This window comes from Xanthomonas sp. F1, assembly GCF_014199855.1.
This window is the reverse complement of sequence record NZ_JACHOK010000002.1, coordinates 412,337-426,690: the sequence shown is the minus strand read 5'-3', so window position 1 is coordinate 426,690 and position 14,354 is coordinate 412,337. Positions and strand designations below refer to the sequence as shown.

At 67.3% G+C, this 14,354-nt stretch carries 9 protein-coding genes; 5 read left to right on the top strand and 4 right to left on the bottom strand.

Annotation, left to right across the window (positions count from 1 at the left end):
• Window positions 1–5: 5 nt before the first annotated feature.
• Both GGR71_RS06520 and GGR71_RS06515 read left to right on the top strand, forming a co-directional pair.
• Complete coding sequence (locus tag GGR71_RS06520; protein WP_048489513.1) at window positions 6–413, top strand: HIT domain-containing protein; 408 nt, start codon at window positions 6–8, stop codon at window positions 411–413.
• A 28-nt stretch (window positions 414–441) separates the two neighbouring features.
• Entirely contained in the window at window positions 442–609 is a 168-nt protein-coding gene (locus tag GGR71_RS06515) for a LiaI-LiaF-like domain-containing protein (RefSeq protein WP_003467495.1), read from the top strand.
• Between the two features lie 132 nt (window positions 610–741).
• On the opposite strand, the gene GGR71_RS06510 is transcribed toward GGR71_RS06515, so the two are convergent.
• The 3 genes from GGR71_RS06510 to apbC form a co-directional block, all read right to left on the bottom strand.
• The gene (locus GGR71_RS06510; RefSeq protein ID WP_160960996.1) at window positions 742–1,269 is read right to left on the bottom strand and encodes an RDD family protein; all 528 of its coding nucleotides are present in this window, start codon (window positions 1,267–1,269) and stop codon (window positions 742–744) included.
• Between the two features lie 40 nt (window positions 1,270–1,309).
• Window positions 1,310–1,882, bottom strand: coding sequence for a dCTP deaminase (gene dcd, locus GGR71_RS06505; protein ID WP_010340509.1), 573 nt, complete (start codon window positions 1,880–1,882; stop codon window positions 1,310–1,312).
• 129 nt (window positions 1,883–2,011) lie between these two features.
• The gene (gene apbC, locus GGR71_RS06500) at window positions 2,012–2,863 is read right to left on the bottom strand and encodes an iron-sulfur cluster carrier protein ApbC (protein ID WP_160960998.1); all 852 of its coding nucleotides are present in this window, start codon (window positions 2,861–2,863) and stop codon (window positions 2,012–2,014) included.
• A gap of 704 nt (window positions 2,864–3,567) precedes the next feature.
• On the opposite strand from apbC, the gene GGR71_RS06495 reads away from it, so the two are divergent.
• Window positions 3,568–6,390 (top strand): TonB-dependent receptor plug domain-containing protein, encoded by a 2,823-nt coding sequence (locus GGR71_RS06495; protein WP_237474404.1) that lies wholly within the window; start codon window positions 3,568–3,570, stop codon window positions 6,388–6,390.
• Window positions 6,391–6,864: 474 nt separating this feature from the next.
• On the opposite strand, the gene GGR71_RS06490 is transcribed toward GGR71_RS06495, so the two are convergent.
• A complete protein-coding gene (locus GGR71_RS06490; RefSeq protein ID WP_160961001.1) occupies window positions 6,865–8,430 on the bottom strand; it encodes a tetratricopeptide repeat-containing sulfotransferase family protein in 1,566 nt (521 codons plus the stop codon).
• 452 nt (window positions 8,431–8,882) lie between these two features.
• Here GGR71_RS06490 and GGR71_RS06485 point away from each other — a divergent pair, with 452 nt between their 5' ends.
• Together GGR71_RS06485 and GGR71_RS06480 are read left to right on the top strand one after the other, a co-directional pair.
• Window positions 8,883–11,690, top strand: a complete 2,808-nt coding sequence (locus tag GGR71_RS06485; RefSeq protein ID WP_160961004.1) for a TonB-dependent receptor domain-containing protein — start codon at window positions 8,883–8,885, stop codon at window positions 11,688–11,690.
• A 76-nt stretch (window positions 11,691–11,766) separates the two neighbouring features.
• Window positions 11,767–13,776: an alpha/beta hydrolase family protein gene (locus GGR71_RS06480; protein WP_160961007.1), complete on the top strand. Its 2,010-nt coding sequence runs from the start codon at window positions 11,767–11,769 to the stop codon at window positions 13,774–13,776.
• Window positions 13,777–14,354 lie beyond the last annotated feature (578 nt).

The window sequence follows — 14,354 nt, the reverse complement described above, 5'->3', positions numbered from 1 at the left end:
GCGGCATGGCCGACTTCGTCCTCGACCCGCGACTGCAGGCCGACAGCGCGTTCGTCGCCGACGGACCGCTGTCGCAGGTGCGGCTGATGGACGACGCGCGCTTCCCGTGGCTGCTGCTGGTGCCGCGCGTGGCCGAGGCCAGCGAGTGGATCGATCTGGACGGTGGCCAGCAGCGCCTGCTGCTGGCCGAGATCAACCAGCTTTCGCAGCTGCTGCGGCAGGAGCCGGGCGTGCACAAGCTCAACATCGGCGCGCTGGGCAACGTGGTGCGGCAACTGCACGTGCACGTGCTGGGGCGGCATCCCGGCGATGCCGCCTGGCCCGGCCCGGTGTGGGGCAGCGGCGCGGCACAGCGGATCCCGGCGGAGGAACTGCAGGCGCGTGTTGCGGCGTGGCGCCAGCGGCTACGATAGGCGCCCTTTTTGCGGAAGCCGCGTCTCCATGAAATCCAATGTGATCGCCGCCATCGTGCTGATCGTGATCGGCCTGGTGTTCCTGGCCAACAACCTGGGCTGGACCAACCTGAGCCTGGGCCGGCTGATCGCCACCTGGTGGCCGGCGATCCTGGTCGCGGTCGGCGTCGGCATGTTGTTCGGCCGCGGCAAGTAGTCGGGGCCGGGATTGGGGATTAGGGAGTGGGGATTCGTCAGGGCGATCCCCGACTCCAGCCGCGTGTGTCGCGCGAGCGGCTTGCTGGCGCGCCCCTGCTAGAGGCAGGGGCGCCGTCTCGCGACTACGCGCTCAGCGGCGAACGTTGACCACGCGGGTGCCGGCGATCAGGTCGTGCAGGCAGCGCTTGTCCTGGCGGAAGATGAACAGCGCGTCCACCAGAGCGTAGATGCCGCCCACGATCGGCACCAGCGAGATCGCCTGGGTCGGCAGATAACGCAGCGCGATCAGGCGCCAGAACGGCGGCTGCCCACCGTCGAGGTCGGCGATGCGGATCCACAGCAGCTTCTTGCCCCAGGTCTGGCCGGTCTTGGCCAGCGGGTAGCCCTGCACCAGCAGGAAGATCAGCATGCCCAGCACGCCGTAGCCAAGCGTGGTCAGGAACGACACCTGCACGCCGCTGCGGGCGGCTTCCATGACCTTGCCGAAATAGCCGGTCAGCGCCGCCACCGGCAGGAACGTCGCCAGCGAGATCACGCCGTCGATCAGCGCCGCGCCGAGGCGCTCGCCGCGGCCGGCCAGGACCTCGCCGTCGGCAGCGCCGGGCAGCGCGGGCGGCAACGCCGCGTCGGGGGCCTGGTAGGGGTTGGGGTCGTTCATTGCGCGCTCCTTGTGCTGTCGAAAAGAAGGGAGTTGGAGATCAGGTCTTGGGCAGGGTCACGCCGGTCTGGCCCTGGTACTTGCCGCCGCGGTCCTTGTAGCTGGTCTCGCAGACGTCGTCGGCATCGGACTGGAAGAACAGCATCTGCGCCACGCCTTCGTTGGCGTAGATGCGCGCCGGCAACGGCGTGGTGTTGCTGAACTCCAGGGTCACGTGCCCTTCCCACTCCGGCTCCAGCGGGGTGACGTTGACGATGATGCCGCAGCGCGCATAGGTGCTCTTGCCCAGGCACACCACCAGGGTGTCGCGCGGGATGCGGAAGAACTCCACGGTGCGCGCCAGCGCGAAGCTGTTGGGCGGGATGATGCACTCGTCGGCCTCGATGTCGACGAAGCTCTTGGGGTCGAAGTGCTTGGGGTCGACGATGGTCGAGTTGATGTTGGTGAACACCTTGAACTCGCGCGAGCAGCGCACGTCGTAGCCGTAGCTGGAGGTGCCGTAGCTGACGATGCGCTGGCCGTCGACCTGCTTGACCTGGCCCGGCTCGTAGGGCGCGATCATGCCGTGCTGTTCGGACATGCGGCGGATCCAGCGGTCGCTCTTGATGCTCATGGGGCTTCCTGATGCGGTGGCGGCGGCCGCAGCCTGCGCGCCGGGAACGCGACCGGCGGATGGGGCCGGCCGTAATGACCGGCGATTCTAGCCGGTTGCAAGGCCTTCGCGGCAGGCGCCGCGCGCCGCTCAGCGCAACGCCGCGGTGATCGGGATTGCCGCGCGCGGGCGCTTGCGCAGTTCCTCGGTCAGGCGCTGCGCGGTGGCCAGGTAGGCCTGCGCCGCGGCCGACTCCGGCGCTGCGGCTACCACCGGGGTGCCGGCGTCGCCCTGCTCGCGGATCGCGATCGCCAGCGGCAGCGAACCCAGCAACGGCACGCCGTACTGCTGCGCCATGCGCTGGCCGCCGCCCTCGCCGAACAAGTGCTCGACATGGCCGCAGTGGCTGCAGGTGTGCACCGCCATGTTCTCGACGATGCCCAGCACCGGCACCTCGACCTTCTCGAACATCTTCAGCGCCTTCTTCGCGTCCAGCGTGGCGATGTCCTGCGGGGTGGTGACGATCACCGCGCCGGCCACCGGGATCTTCTGCGCCAGGGTCAGCTGGATGTCGCCGGTGCCGGGCGGCAGGTCGATCAGCAGGTAGTCCAGGTCGTCCCACAGGGTGTCGGCGAACAACTGGGTGAGCGCCGAGGTCGCCATTGGGCCGCGCCAGATCATCGGCGTGTCCTGGTCCACCAGCAGCCCGATCGACATGGCCTCGATGCCGAAGGCGCGCATCGGCTCGATGCGCTTGTCGTCAGGACTATCGGGGCGCCCGCTCAGGCCGAGCATGGCCGGCACGCTGGGGCCGTAGACGTCGGCATCCAACACCCCGACGCGCGCGCCCTGACGCTGCAGGGCCAGCGCCAGGTTCACCGCAGTGGTGGACTTGCCCACTCCCCCCTTGCCGGAACCGACGGCAATGACGTTGCGGATGCGTGGATGCGGGGCGAGCTTGGGCTGGACGGCATGGGCGGGGAGACGCGGGCGTTCGGTCATCGGAAAACTCAACAAGAAAGCGTCGGCGCCGCACACGGGCGTGCGCTGGACGAAAGGGAGACATGGACCGCGAGCGGGGCCGCGGACAGCGGCAGCGTCGCGGGCCGCACGGACACATGACTATACAAGTGTGCCGGTGCCGGGTCCCGCGTCGCGGGCGACGCGACTCTTGGCGAATTTGCGCAAATGGCCTCCAACACCGGCCACCACCCGGCTTCCGCAGGCGGCCGCCATCGTCGAGTGCACCTGCCCGCGCAGCCGCCGGACCAACGCTTGGCGTACTGCGAAGCAAGGCGGCGAGCCCACGACCGCCCCACGATGGCGAAACGCACTCACCGAAGTGGTGCAGCGGCGAGCGCACCCGGACGCCGGCTCCGTTGGCGCAGCCCTGCCGGCGCGGGGCCTGACGAGGTGCGCGCCAACGTAGCGCCGTGCCGTTCAGCAACCTGTCCGCGCAACGCCCCGCAATGGTGCAAAGCAGCGTGAAAATGGTTCTCACTGCCGCCCAGTGCCGGCATTTGCCGACGTTTCCCACCCGATCGCGGCACTTTTCGCTTGTAGACGAAAAAAGTGACACCCATGTACAAACGGCGTTAAGTCCGTGTTACGTTTGGGTTGATCGCAGGATGCGGTCCCACTTTCAAGGCACATGTCGCGGCACGAGGCCCCTCGCCTTATCGATTGATTTTCGGGGATAGAGAAAGATGACTGCTCGTCATACTCGTAGTTTCAAGCACAGCCACCTGAGTGCCGCGCTGGCCTCCGCCCTGCTTGTTCCGGCCGCGTTTGCCGCCTTTGCGCAGGACGCCACGACCGATGACAAGACCGACAAGGCGACGAATCTCGACAAGATCACCGTCACCGGGTCGCTGATCCCGCAGACCGAGATCGAGACCGCCACGCCGGTCACCACGATCAATGCCGAAGAGATCAAGGCGCGCGGCTTCAGCACCGTCGCCGACGTGCTGCAGAAGAGCTCGTTCGCCACCGGCGGCGTGCAGGGCGGGCAGAGCTCGGGCACCTTCACCCAGGGCGCGAAGACGGTGAGCCTGTTCGGCCTGCCGCCGGGCTACGTGAAGTACCTGATCGACGGCCGCCCGATGTCGAACTATCCGGCGCTGTACAACGGCAGCGACACGTTCAACAACATCAGCGGCATTCCGATCGACCTGGTCGACCGCATCGAAATCCTGCCGGGCGGCCAGTCGTCGCTGTACGGCTCCGACGCGATCGCCGGCGTGATCAACGTCATCCTCAAGAAGAAGATGGACGGCGCGGTGTTCAGCATCCGCGGCGGCGGCTATTCCGAGGGCGGCGGCAGCAACTTCCGCACCACCTTCGCCGACGGCTGGACCTCGGCCGATGGCCGCACCAGCATCCTGGGCGGCGTGCAGTACGAAGAGAAGGATCCGATCTGGGCCTACCAGCGCGACCTGACCAAGCAGTTCAACACCCAGGGCTACAACGCCCAGCTGCCGAGCCGCGACTTCCTGGTCTACAGCCCGTTCACCAGCTACAAGTTCCTCGACCCGAACAACTGCAACAACGTGTCCGGCCTGTTCGGCGGCACCATCGCCAAGCAGCAGCGCCCGGGCTTCGGCGACACCTACTACTGCGGCTCCAAGTACACCCCGGGCTATCGCACCCTGGACAGCGGCACCAAGTCGCTGCAGGCCTACATCCACGGCACCCATGACCTGAACGACAACGTGCAGCTGTACGGCGACGTGCTCTACAGCCACGACGAGGTCAAGTTCAACTCCGGCTCCAACTACATCTGGTGGGGCACCGCCGCTGATTTCGGCTATTACTACGATCCGAAGGTGGGCGATCTGCTGAATCTGCAGCGCTCGTTCGCCCCGGAAGAAATGGGCATCAACGGCATCAAGGACACGATGAGCCGCAACAAGAGCGACTCGGTGCGCGTGACCTTCGGCGCCCAGGGCCAGCTCGGCCAGTCGAGCTGGGACTACGATGCCGGCGTCACCTACACCCAGTACAAGCTGGAGGAGCGCCAGCTGGTCCGCTACAAGAACGCGATCGACCAGTTCTTCGTGAACCGCGTGCTGGGTCCGCAGCTCGGCCTGGATCCGCTGTACGACACCTATCCGGTGTATTCGCCGAACTACGCAGCGTTCTACTCGCCGATCAGCCAGGCGGACTTCGCCAGCTTCACCGGCCAGGCCACCAACAAGAGCAAGACCTCCGACGGCATGCTTCGCGTCCAGGCCACCAACGGCAAGCTGTTCAGCCTGCCCGGCGGTGATGCCGGCCTGGCCGTGGTCGGCGAATACGGCAAGCAGAAGTGGGACTACGCGCCGGATCCGGTGATCCTCAACGGCGAAGTCTGGGGCCTGACCTCGGTGGCCGGCGGCGGCCAGCGCGACCGCTACGCGCTGACCTCGGAACTGCGCATGCCGGTGTTCGACCCGCTGACCATCACCCTGGCCGGCCGCTACGATGCGTTCAAGGCCAGCGGCCGCACCATCGACAAGCCGACCTACAGCATCTCGCTGGAGTACCGTCCGTTCGAAACCCTGCTGCTGCGCGGCAAGTACGGCACCGCGTTCCGCGCGCCGACCCTGTCCGACCTGTACCAGGGCCAGAGCGGCTACTACAGCAGCGTCGTCGACTACTACCAGTGCGCGCGCCGCGGCTACCTGCCGGGCAACACCGACAACTGCCCGGCCGCCTTCTCCAGCCGTCAGTTCCGCGGGACGCAGTCGGGCAACCTGGACCTGAAGCCGATCAATGCCGACGTGTGGAGCGCCGGCTTCGTGTGGTCGCCGGTGGACCGCATGGCGCTGACCGTCGACTACCTCAACTGGGACATCAGCGATGAAGTCACCCAGCAGAGCGCCGACGGCCTGAGCCTGCAAGATTACCGCTGCCGCGCCGGCATCGACGATGCCGCCTCGGCGCTGTGCCAGGCCACGTTCGCCCAGGTCACCCGCAACGCCGCCGGCCAGATCACCAACATCTACACGCCGAAGATCAACGTCTCCAACCAGAAGCTGGAAGCGGTCACTGCCTCGTTCCGCTATGGCTACGACTTCGGTCGCTGGGGCGACCTGAGCACCATCGCCAGCTACAGCGAGAACTTGCGCCACAAGTATGTGCGCTACACGGGCGATACGCCCGTGGACCTGCTGAACGATCCGTACTGGAGCACCGACCCGAAGCGCAAGGCCGACGCGTCGCTGACCTGGGACATCGGCAAGTTCTCGACCACCTGGTACGCGAGCTGGTTCGACAAGACCCCGAACTACGCGGCGACCGTCGCCCCGGCCGGCTATGCCTCCCCGCGCGCCGGCAAGCTGCCGTCGCACATCACCCACAACGCCAGCGTGACCTACAAGGCGTTCGAGGGCATGGAGCTGTCGCTGATGATGACCAACGTGTTCAACAAGATGCCGCCGCTGGACAAGTCCTACCCGGGCAGCGCGCAGTGGGCGTACAACGATTACAACTTCGATGTGTACGGCCGTGCGTACTACCTGGAAATGCGTTACTCGTTCGGCAAGTAAGAACGCGCGCATGCAATGAAAGAACCCACCCGCGAGGGTGGGTTTTTTTTTGCCTCGCATTCGCGGACTGCGCGGCCTCCAGGTCGGCGCAGATGCGTGCTCGTCCTGTGCATTCGACCAGGCTAGCCAGGCTCACGCGGTTTGCGCACGCCAGCGTCTCGGCATCGGGGCACCAGCGCCGACGCCCCATGCTGTAGTCGTACAGAACGGAACGGCCATCGCCAACACGTCCAACGCTCACGCGGCTCGGCAGTTCGCATGCCACAGTGGACCCCGTGGAGTGCCAAGATGCCGCGCCGCGACTTGGACCAGGCGGGGCCCGCCTGTGCATTCGCGCAGCGTCGCCACAACACAAAAGCACGTAGCAGCCATCACCTGCCGCAGCACGCCTGTAGCGCCCCAGCAGCGCGTGCGTCGGCCGCGAGCGCGACCGGTGACGGCCCGGCAGAGACCGGCCGGCGGCTGACCCGACCGTTACGGATAGAACGCCGACAACAGCGCCTTCAGTTCGTCCAGATCCTCGCCGTAGCGCTGCCAACGCCCCATGTAGGAGCGCGTCATCGACGTGCGCACCTGCACCACGCTGGCGGTGGCCACCGGCGCCTGGTTCTGCTCGAAATGCAGGCAGGCCTCGTCCCACGGCAGGCCGCAGAAGTCCAGCAGGCGGCGCGTGGTCGGCTCCTGCGCGGTCACCAGGTCCTCGTAGTCGACCTGCAGGATGCGTTGCGGCAAGACCGCGTTCCAGTGCGCCATCAGCCGGTCGAACATCAGGAAGTAGCGGCCGACGTCCATCAGGTCGAAGGAATAGTCGTAGTACGGCGAGGACAGCGCGAACAACTGGCGGAAGTTGCTCAGGCAGGTGTCCATCGGATCGCGCCGCAGGCACACGATCTTCGCCTTCGGCAAGGCGCGCGCGATGTGGCCGGCGTAGAGGAAGTTGTGCGGCAGCTTGTCGACGAAGCGCGGCTTCAGCGCGGTGCCCGGGCGCGTGGATTCGACGTAGCCGCGACCGAGCGCGCGCCAGTCCAGTCCCTGCACCTGGCTCAGCGTGGCGACATCGAGGATCTCCGGCGACGGCGTGCCGGTCAGGCGCTTGAGCACCACCGAGAAGTTCTGCAGCTCCCCGGCCGAGTGCACCTGCGGATGGCTGGACAGGATCCGGTCGACCAGCGTGGTGCCGCTGCGCGGCATGCCGATCACGAAGATCGGCTCTTCGCTCTCGAAACCCGGCACCGGCGCGTCGTCGGCGGGGAAGGTGCGATGCAGGGCATCGAACAGGCGCGCGTCGCGCTCGGAGGTATAGCCGCGCGCACGCTTGTGCACCGACTTGCCCTGCACATAGCCGCGAAACGCGGCGCGGTAATCGCCGAGATCCTCGTGCTCCTTGGCCAGCGCCAGGTTCAGGTGCAACACCGCATCGGGATCGTCGCCGGCCGAGGCCAGCGCGGCCTCGAGCAACGCCAGGTTGTTCTCCTGCGGCGTCCACTTGCGCAACTGCGACAGCGACAGATACACCTTCCAGTAGCGCGGCTCCAGCGCCAGGCAGGCGCGGTACTCGGCCTCGGCCTCCTGCAGCCTGCCGGAGAACAGCAGCGAGGTCCCCAGGTTGTAGCGGAAGCTGGCCTGCTGCGGCGCCGCCTGCACCGCACGCGTGAACGCTTCCAGCGACGCGGCATGTTCGTTGACCTGGCTGTAAACCACGCCCAGCGTGTCCAGGGTATGCGCGTCGGTGGGCTGCAACGCCATCGCATGATCGGCGAAACGGTGCGCATCCTGCAGGAACCGGCCCATCGCCAGCACCCGCGCCAATTGCGCGGCGTAGTCGGCACGCTCGGGATTCAGGGTCGCGGCCTGATGCAGGTGCATCGCCGCGACCTGCATCTGCTGCAGCTCCAGCGCCGCCACGCCGGCGACGAAATGCACGCCCGGATGCTGCGGCAAGGCCTGCAGCAGATGTTGCGCGATCCGCAGCGCGTGCGCCCAGTCGCCGCGGTTGAGCGCCGCGATGGCCTGGTTGTAGAGCTGAACCTGTTCGCTCATGGATGCGCCCGATCTCCCCTGGAAGGCTGGCCGTGGCGACATGCAGGCACGCGACGGTTTCCGATTATGACCGCAGCGCAGCATGCGCGCGCATGCGCGGCGTCTTCCCTCTGCGACCAGCGTGCCCCGCAGCGGAAGCGAGTGCGCAGCGAAACGACGCGTGCCCCGCTCGAAACCGCGCAGCGACAAGGGCTTACGCGCGTCATCGGGCGAGCGAGCTCGCGCCAAGGCCGCCCTTACAGCAAGCCCGCTTCAACAACATGTCGTGTAACGCAAATTTTTCGTTACTTTTCCGATTCGTTCATGCTACGGTCAAGAAACGTGAAATGGACTTCACACTATCTGAACGTACCGGTCCAGGAAGGGACCTGCGTACCGCACATGCATCTAGGGGAAATTTGTCAATGTCAGTCAAAGCACCGACTCCCAAGCGGAGTCTTCTGGTCGTTGCTGTGTCCGCCATTCTGGCCCTGCCTGCCTCGCAGGCACTGGCGCAAAGCCAGAATCCGAGCGAAGAATCGGAAACGGAACAACTGACCGAGGCCACCGGCGCCAAGGCGCATACCCTGGAGAAGGTGACGGTGACCGGTTCGCGCATCCAGCGCACCGAAGTCGAGGGCCCCTCGCCCGTCACCATCATCTCCGCCACCCAGATCGAGCGCGAAGGCTTCAACACCGTCTTCGACGCGCTGAGCACGCTCACCCAGGCGTCCGGTTCCACCCAGAACGAGCTGTTCGCCGGCGGGTTCACGCCCAATGCCAGCGTCATCAACCTGCGCGGCCTGGGCCCGGGCCGCACCCTGCTGCTGATCAACGGCCGCCGCGCCGCGGACTATCCGCTGCCGTACAACGGCCAGAGCAACTTCGCCAATTTCGGCAACATTCCCGCCGCCGCGGTCGATCGCATCGAGATCCTCGCCGGCGGCGCCTCGGCCATCTACGGCTCCGACGCGGTCGCCGGCGTGGTCAACGTCATCCTCAAGACCAACTACGAGGGCGACCTGGTCAAGCTGCGCGGCAGCACCCTGACCCGCGGCGGCGGCGACACCGGCGACTTCCAGTGGATCGGCGGCAAGACCGGCGACCGCTGGAGCCTGACCTACGCCTTCGAATACACCGCCGGCGAGCCGCTGTTCGCCTACCAGCGCGACTTCATGGATTCGGCGCTGGACAATCCGTTCCCGCCGGCCTTCGTCGGCATCCAGCCCACCGGCACCATGCGCGTGCGTCGCCGCACCGGCTCGACCACCAACTCCTACTTCGCACCGCCGGCCGGCGCCTGCGAGCAGCTCGGCGACGAGTGGGTGCGCTGGAACTACCGCACCGCCAGCGCCAGCGGCGCCATCACCAACCTCGGCCAGGCCTGCGGCACCTTCAAGGACCCGGCCTACCAGACCATCCGCAACGAGAACAACGACCTGTCCGGCTACGCCTACGGCACCTTCGATTTCGACGGCGGCGTACAGGGCTGGGCCAGCCTGCAGGCCTGGTCCTCCGAGTCCAAGTACAGCTCGGGCACCCAGTTCTGGTCCGGCCGCACCAACGGCGCGCTGTGGTTCGATCCCGGCTTCAACGCGCTGGTCGACGCGCAGCGCGTGTTCACCCCGCAGGAAGCCGGCGGCGTGGAGCACCTGATGGCGCGCAACAAGGAGAAGTCCTACGACTTCGCCGCGGGCCTGCGCGGCAAGTGGGGCGACCGCTTCGATTGGGACCTGACCCTGTCGCGCGCCGAGTACAAGGTGAAGGTCGACCGTCCGCGCCTGGTGGCGTCGGCGGTCAACGATTACTTCCTCGGCCAGCAGCTGGGCACCCGCGTGGTCGGCGGCGCCACCTACCCGGTGTATCGCCTGAACCAGCAGCGCTACTACAGCGCACTGACCCCGGACCAGTTCGCGGCGCTGAGCACCACGGTCAAGACCGACGCCAACTCGCACGTCAACCAGGGCAACTTCGTCCTCTCCGGCGACCTGTTCGAGCTGCCGGCCGGCGCGCTGGGCTTCGCCGGCGTGGTCGAAGCCTCGCAGCAGGAGTACAAGCTCAACGCCGATCCGCGCATCCTGCCCGACTACACCGGCGCCGACCGTCCGTACAACCTCACCGGCACCGGCGGCGGCGGCAAGCGCGACCGCTACGCGCTGGGCGTGGAGCTGTCGATTCCGATCCTCAGCTCGCTGAAGGCGCACCTGGCCGGGCGCCTGGACAAGTACGACGACGTCACCGCGGTGGACGACGCCAAGACCTGGAATGCCGGCCTAGAGTGGCGTCCGCTGGACAGCCTGCTGCTGCGCGGCTCCTACTCCACCAGCTTCCGCGCGCCCGACCTGCACTACGTGTTCGCCGATCGCAGCGGTTCGTTCTCGAGCATCTTCGATACCCGGCGCTGCCTGGAAAGCGGCCGCGCCGCGGCGCAGTGCCCGACCTCGGACACCACGGTGAACTACACCGCCTACGGCGTGCGCCAGGGCACCACTGCCCTGTCCGAGGAAACCGGTACGTCGTGGACCGCCGGCTTCGTGTGGGACGTGCTCGACGGCCTGTCGGTCACCGCCGACTACTACGACATCCGCCTGAAGAACGTGGTGGCCGACATCACCTCCACCTACATCCTCGACGGCGAAGCCGGCTGCGTGACCGGGCTGACCCGCAACCGCAACCCGTTCACCCTGGGTGCGCCGGGCTCGGCGTTCTGCAACGACATGCTGTCGCGGGTGACCCGCCTCAGCGCGCCGGGCACGCCGAACGACGGCCAGATCACCGAGATCCGCCGCGGTCCGATCAACCGCGCCTTTCTCGGCACCAAGGGCATCGATGCGTCGCTGGACTACCGTCTCGACACCGACCGGCTCGGCGACTTCCGCTTCCAGGTGGGCTACTCGCACACCCTCGAGCAGAAGTCGGCCGAGTTCAAGGGCGATCCGATCCTCGATTACCGCGACGACCTGAGCAACTTCGACTTCCGCAGCCGCATTCGCACCACCGCGACCTGGCAGAAGAACGACTGGCAGGCGGCGGTGTTCATGATCCGCTACGGCAGCCTGCCGAACTGGCAGGAGACCGGCCGCATTGCGCCGTACTTCCTCTGGAACGCGAACGTGGGCAAGAAGCTGACCGACAAGCTGACGGTCAACTTCTACGTCAACAACGTGTTCGACAAGACCCATCCGAAGGACAGCGGCTACAACACGTATCCGTACTTCTGGCGCGCCTACAGCCCGTACGGCCGCGAAGTGGCGGCGGAGTTCCAGTACCGCTTCCGCTGAGCCGCGGCACGCGCACTGGAGGAGGTCAGCGAGAGCCCGGCATCGGGCTCTCGCTGCGTGCAATCACGCAAAAAGGATGCTCGTGAAACGACTCGTTGCTTTCTGTGCGTTGGGGCTGTGTCTGCACGGCGGCATGGCCGCCGCCGCTGCCCCGCCCATCGCGGATTTCGTCAAACGCCCCACCTACAGCGCGGTCAAGATCTCGCCCGACGGCGAGTACCTGGCGCTGACCGTTGACCGCGGCGAACAGGACGTGCTGACCGTGCTCGGCACGCGCGACCTCAAGCCGATCAAGGTCAACGTGCTGCCCGACGGCAAGAGCGTCGGCGCGTTCTACTGGACCGGCCGCAAGCGGCTGCTGTTCACCGCGGTCAAGAAGGTCGGCTCGTTCGAGCGGCCGATGGGCACCGGCGAATGGTTCGCGGTCGACGCCGACGGCGGCCAGCCGCGCACCCTGATCGAATACGGCACGCAAAGCGTCACCCAGCGCGGCAAGAGTGTGGGCCGCGAATCCTTCGCCCTGCTCGACACGTTGCGCGACGACGAGCAGAACGTGGTCATGCAGGTGCGCTACCCGCGCTCCTCGGACGGCGCCGGCACCGAAGTGGTGATGATCGACACCCTCAGCGGCCGGCGCAAATCGCTGGGCCGCGCGCCCAAGGCGAACTGCTCCATCGCCCTGGACGCCGCCAAGCAACCCGCCTTCGCCACCTGCCAGAGCGACAAGGACGAGGACACCGGCTACGACAGCCACAGCGAGGTGTACGCGCTGCAGGACGGCAAGTGGGCGCTGATCAATGCCAGCAAGACCGACGGTGCGCGCCTGGACATCGACTGGTCGACCGCCAGCGGCCGCGTCTATGCCACCCGCGACGACGGCAAGGCGCCTGGCGCGTTCGGCTACCTGGATCCGCGCAGCGGCGGTTTCGTCTCCCTGTTCCAGGATCCCACCAGCGAGGTCGCGCGCACCATCAACGCCACCGACGGCTCGGACACCGCACTGGCGGTGGTCACCGAGGCCGGTGCACCGCAGGTCAAGCTGATCGACGAGACGCATCCGGACGCGGCGCTGTACGCCAGCCTGGCCGCGGCCTTTCCCGGCCAGTACGTCGACTTCGCCAGCGCCACCCGCAATGGCGACACCATCGTGGTCAGCGTGCGCAGCGACCAGAATCCGGGCGAGCTGTACCTGTACGAGCGCGCCACCGGCAAGGCCCGCTTCCTGATGAAGAGCCGGCCGTGGATCGATGCGGCGAAGATGGCCACGATCACCCCGATCCAGTTCACCGCCCGCGACGGGCTGCGCATCCACGGCTACCTCACCGTGCCGGCCGGAGCGCAGGCGAAAAATCTGCCGCTGATCGTCAACGTGCACGGCGGGCCGATGGGGCCGCGCGATACCTGGGGCTTCCACTCCGAGGCGCAACTGTTTGCCAGCCGCGGCTACGCCACGCTGCAACTCAACTACCGCGGCTCCGGCGGCTTCGGCAAGGCGTTCAGGGACCGCGCCTACGGGCAGTGGGACGGCGGCATCATGAACGACATCATCGACGGCACCCAGTACGCCGTCCAGCAGGGCCTGGCCGACAAATCGCGCATCTGCATCTACGGCGGCAGCTTCGGCGGCTACGCGGCGATGATGGCGCCGGTGCGCGCGCCGGGGCTGTTCCGTTGCGCGTTCGGCTACGTCGGCATGTACGACGCCAAGATCCAGCTGCGGCTCAGCGACACCAGCAAGAGCGAGAGCGGCAGGCGCTATCTGCTGCGCGCCTTCGGCAACACCAGCGCCGAGCAGGAGCGGATGTCGCCGATCAACCACGTGCAGGCGCTGACGCTGCCGATCTACCTCGCCGCCGGCGCCCGCGACGACCGCTGCCCACCGGAGCACACCGAGGCGCTGGCCAAGGCCTTGCAGGCCGCCGGCAACCCGCCCGAAGGCGTGATCGTGCAGTCCGGAGAAGGCCACGGCTTCTACAAGGAGGAGAACAACCTCAACCTCTACACGAAGATGCTGGCGTTCTTCGACGCGCATCTGGGCGGTTCCGCGCCACGGCCCGACGCATCCGCGTCGGCCAGCGCGCCCTGACCCTGAGCGCAGATCCGCCACGGCGCGCCGCCGTGGCGCGCGCGGCGCGCTGCACGTGCCGCGCCTTTCCTCGCCCTGGCCATCGCGCCAGGGATTTTTTTGCTGGCCTGGCGCTCCATGCGTCGCGCCAGGATCGATCGGGCGAGGCCATGCTACGTGTGCCCGATCCGCGGTCACGCATCCATGCATGCGCCGTTCCGCTGGCGGCGCATGCGGGAGACGGCAGCCGCGCATGTCGAGCTGCACCCGGAAGAGCCGATGCCGTTCTCGCTGGCCGCGCACATGCCGGCGCTGGCGCCGGTCTGACGGCCCATCGCCGCCGGCGCTGGTGCAGCCGGACGATGCCAAAGCGACACGCAGGGGCTTCGGCGACTTCGGGTTCGGCTCAAGGTTCGATGTGCTGTCGGCCACGGCCCAGATCCGCCTGGCCGGCTCCGCAGAGACCGCTGACCCGGCCGCCACGCAGATCGCCGCCATCACGGCAGGTCGCCAGCGCTATCCTGCCGTCGTCATGACCGTTGAAGAGGCCCGTCGATGCCCTGCGTGAATGTCTCCACCCTGCTCGTCCGCAATCCGCA

Bases quoted from the DNA above. Each gene is read 5' to 3' on its own strand.
- GGR71_RS06495 (WP_237474404.1), top strand. From the start codon at position 3,568: ATGACTGCTCGTCATACTCGTAGTTTCAAGCACAGCCACCTGAGTGCC.
- GGR71_RS06490 (WP_160961001.1), bottom strand. From the start codon at position 8,430: ATGAGCGAACAGGTTCAGCTCTACAACCAGGCCATCGCGGCGCTCAAC.
- apbC (WP_160960998.1), bottom strand. From the start codon at position 2,863: ATGACCGAACGCCCGCGTCTCCCCGCCCATGCCGTCCAGCCCAAGCTC.
- dcd (WP_010340509.1), bottom strand. From the start codon at position 1,882: ATGAGCATCAAGAGCGACCGCTGGATCCGCCGCATGTCCGAACAGCAC.
- GGR71_RS06510 (WP_160960996.1), bottom strand. From the start codon at position 1,269: ATGAACGACCCCAACCCCTACCAGGCCCCCGACGCGGCGTTGCCGCCC.
- GGR71_RS06480 (WP_160961007.1), top strand. From the start codon at position 11,767: ATGCTCGTGAAACGACTCGTTGCTTTCTGTGCGTTGGGGCTGTGTCTG.
- GGR71_RS06520 (WP_048489513.1), top strand. From the start codon at position 6: ATGGCCGACTTCGTCCTCGACCCGCGACTGCAGGCCGACAGCGCGTTC.
- GGR71_RS06515 (WP_003467495.1), top strand. From the start codon at position 442: ATGAAATCCAATGTGATCGCCGCCATCGTGCTGATCGTGATCGGCCTG.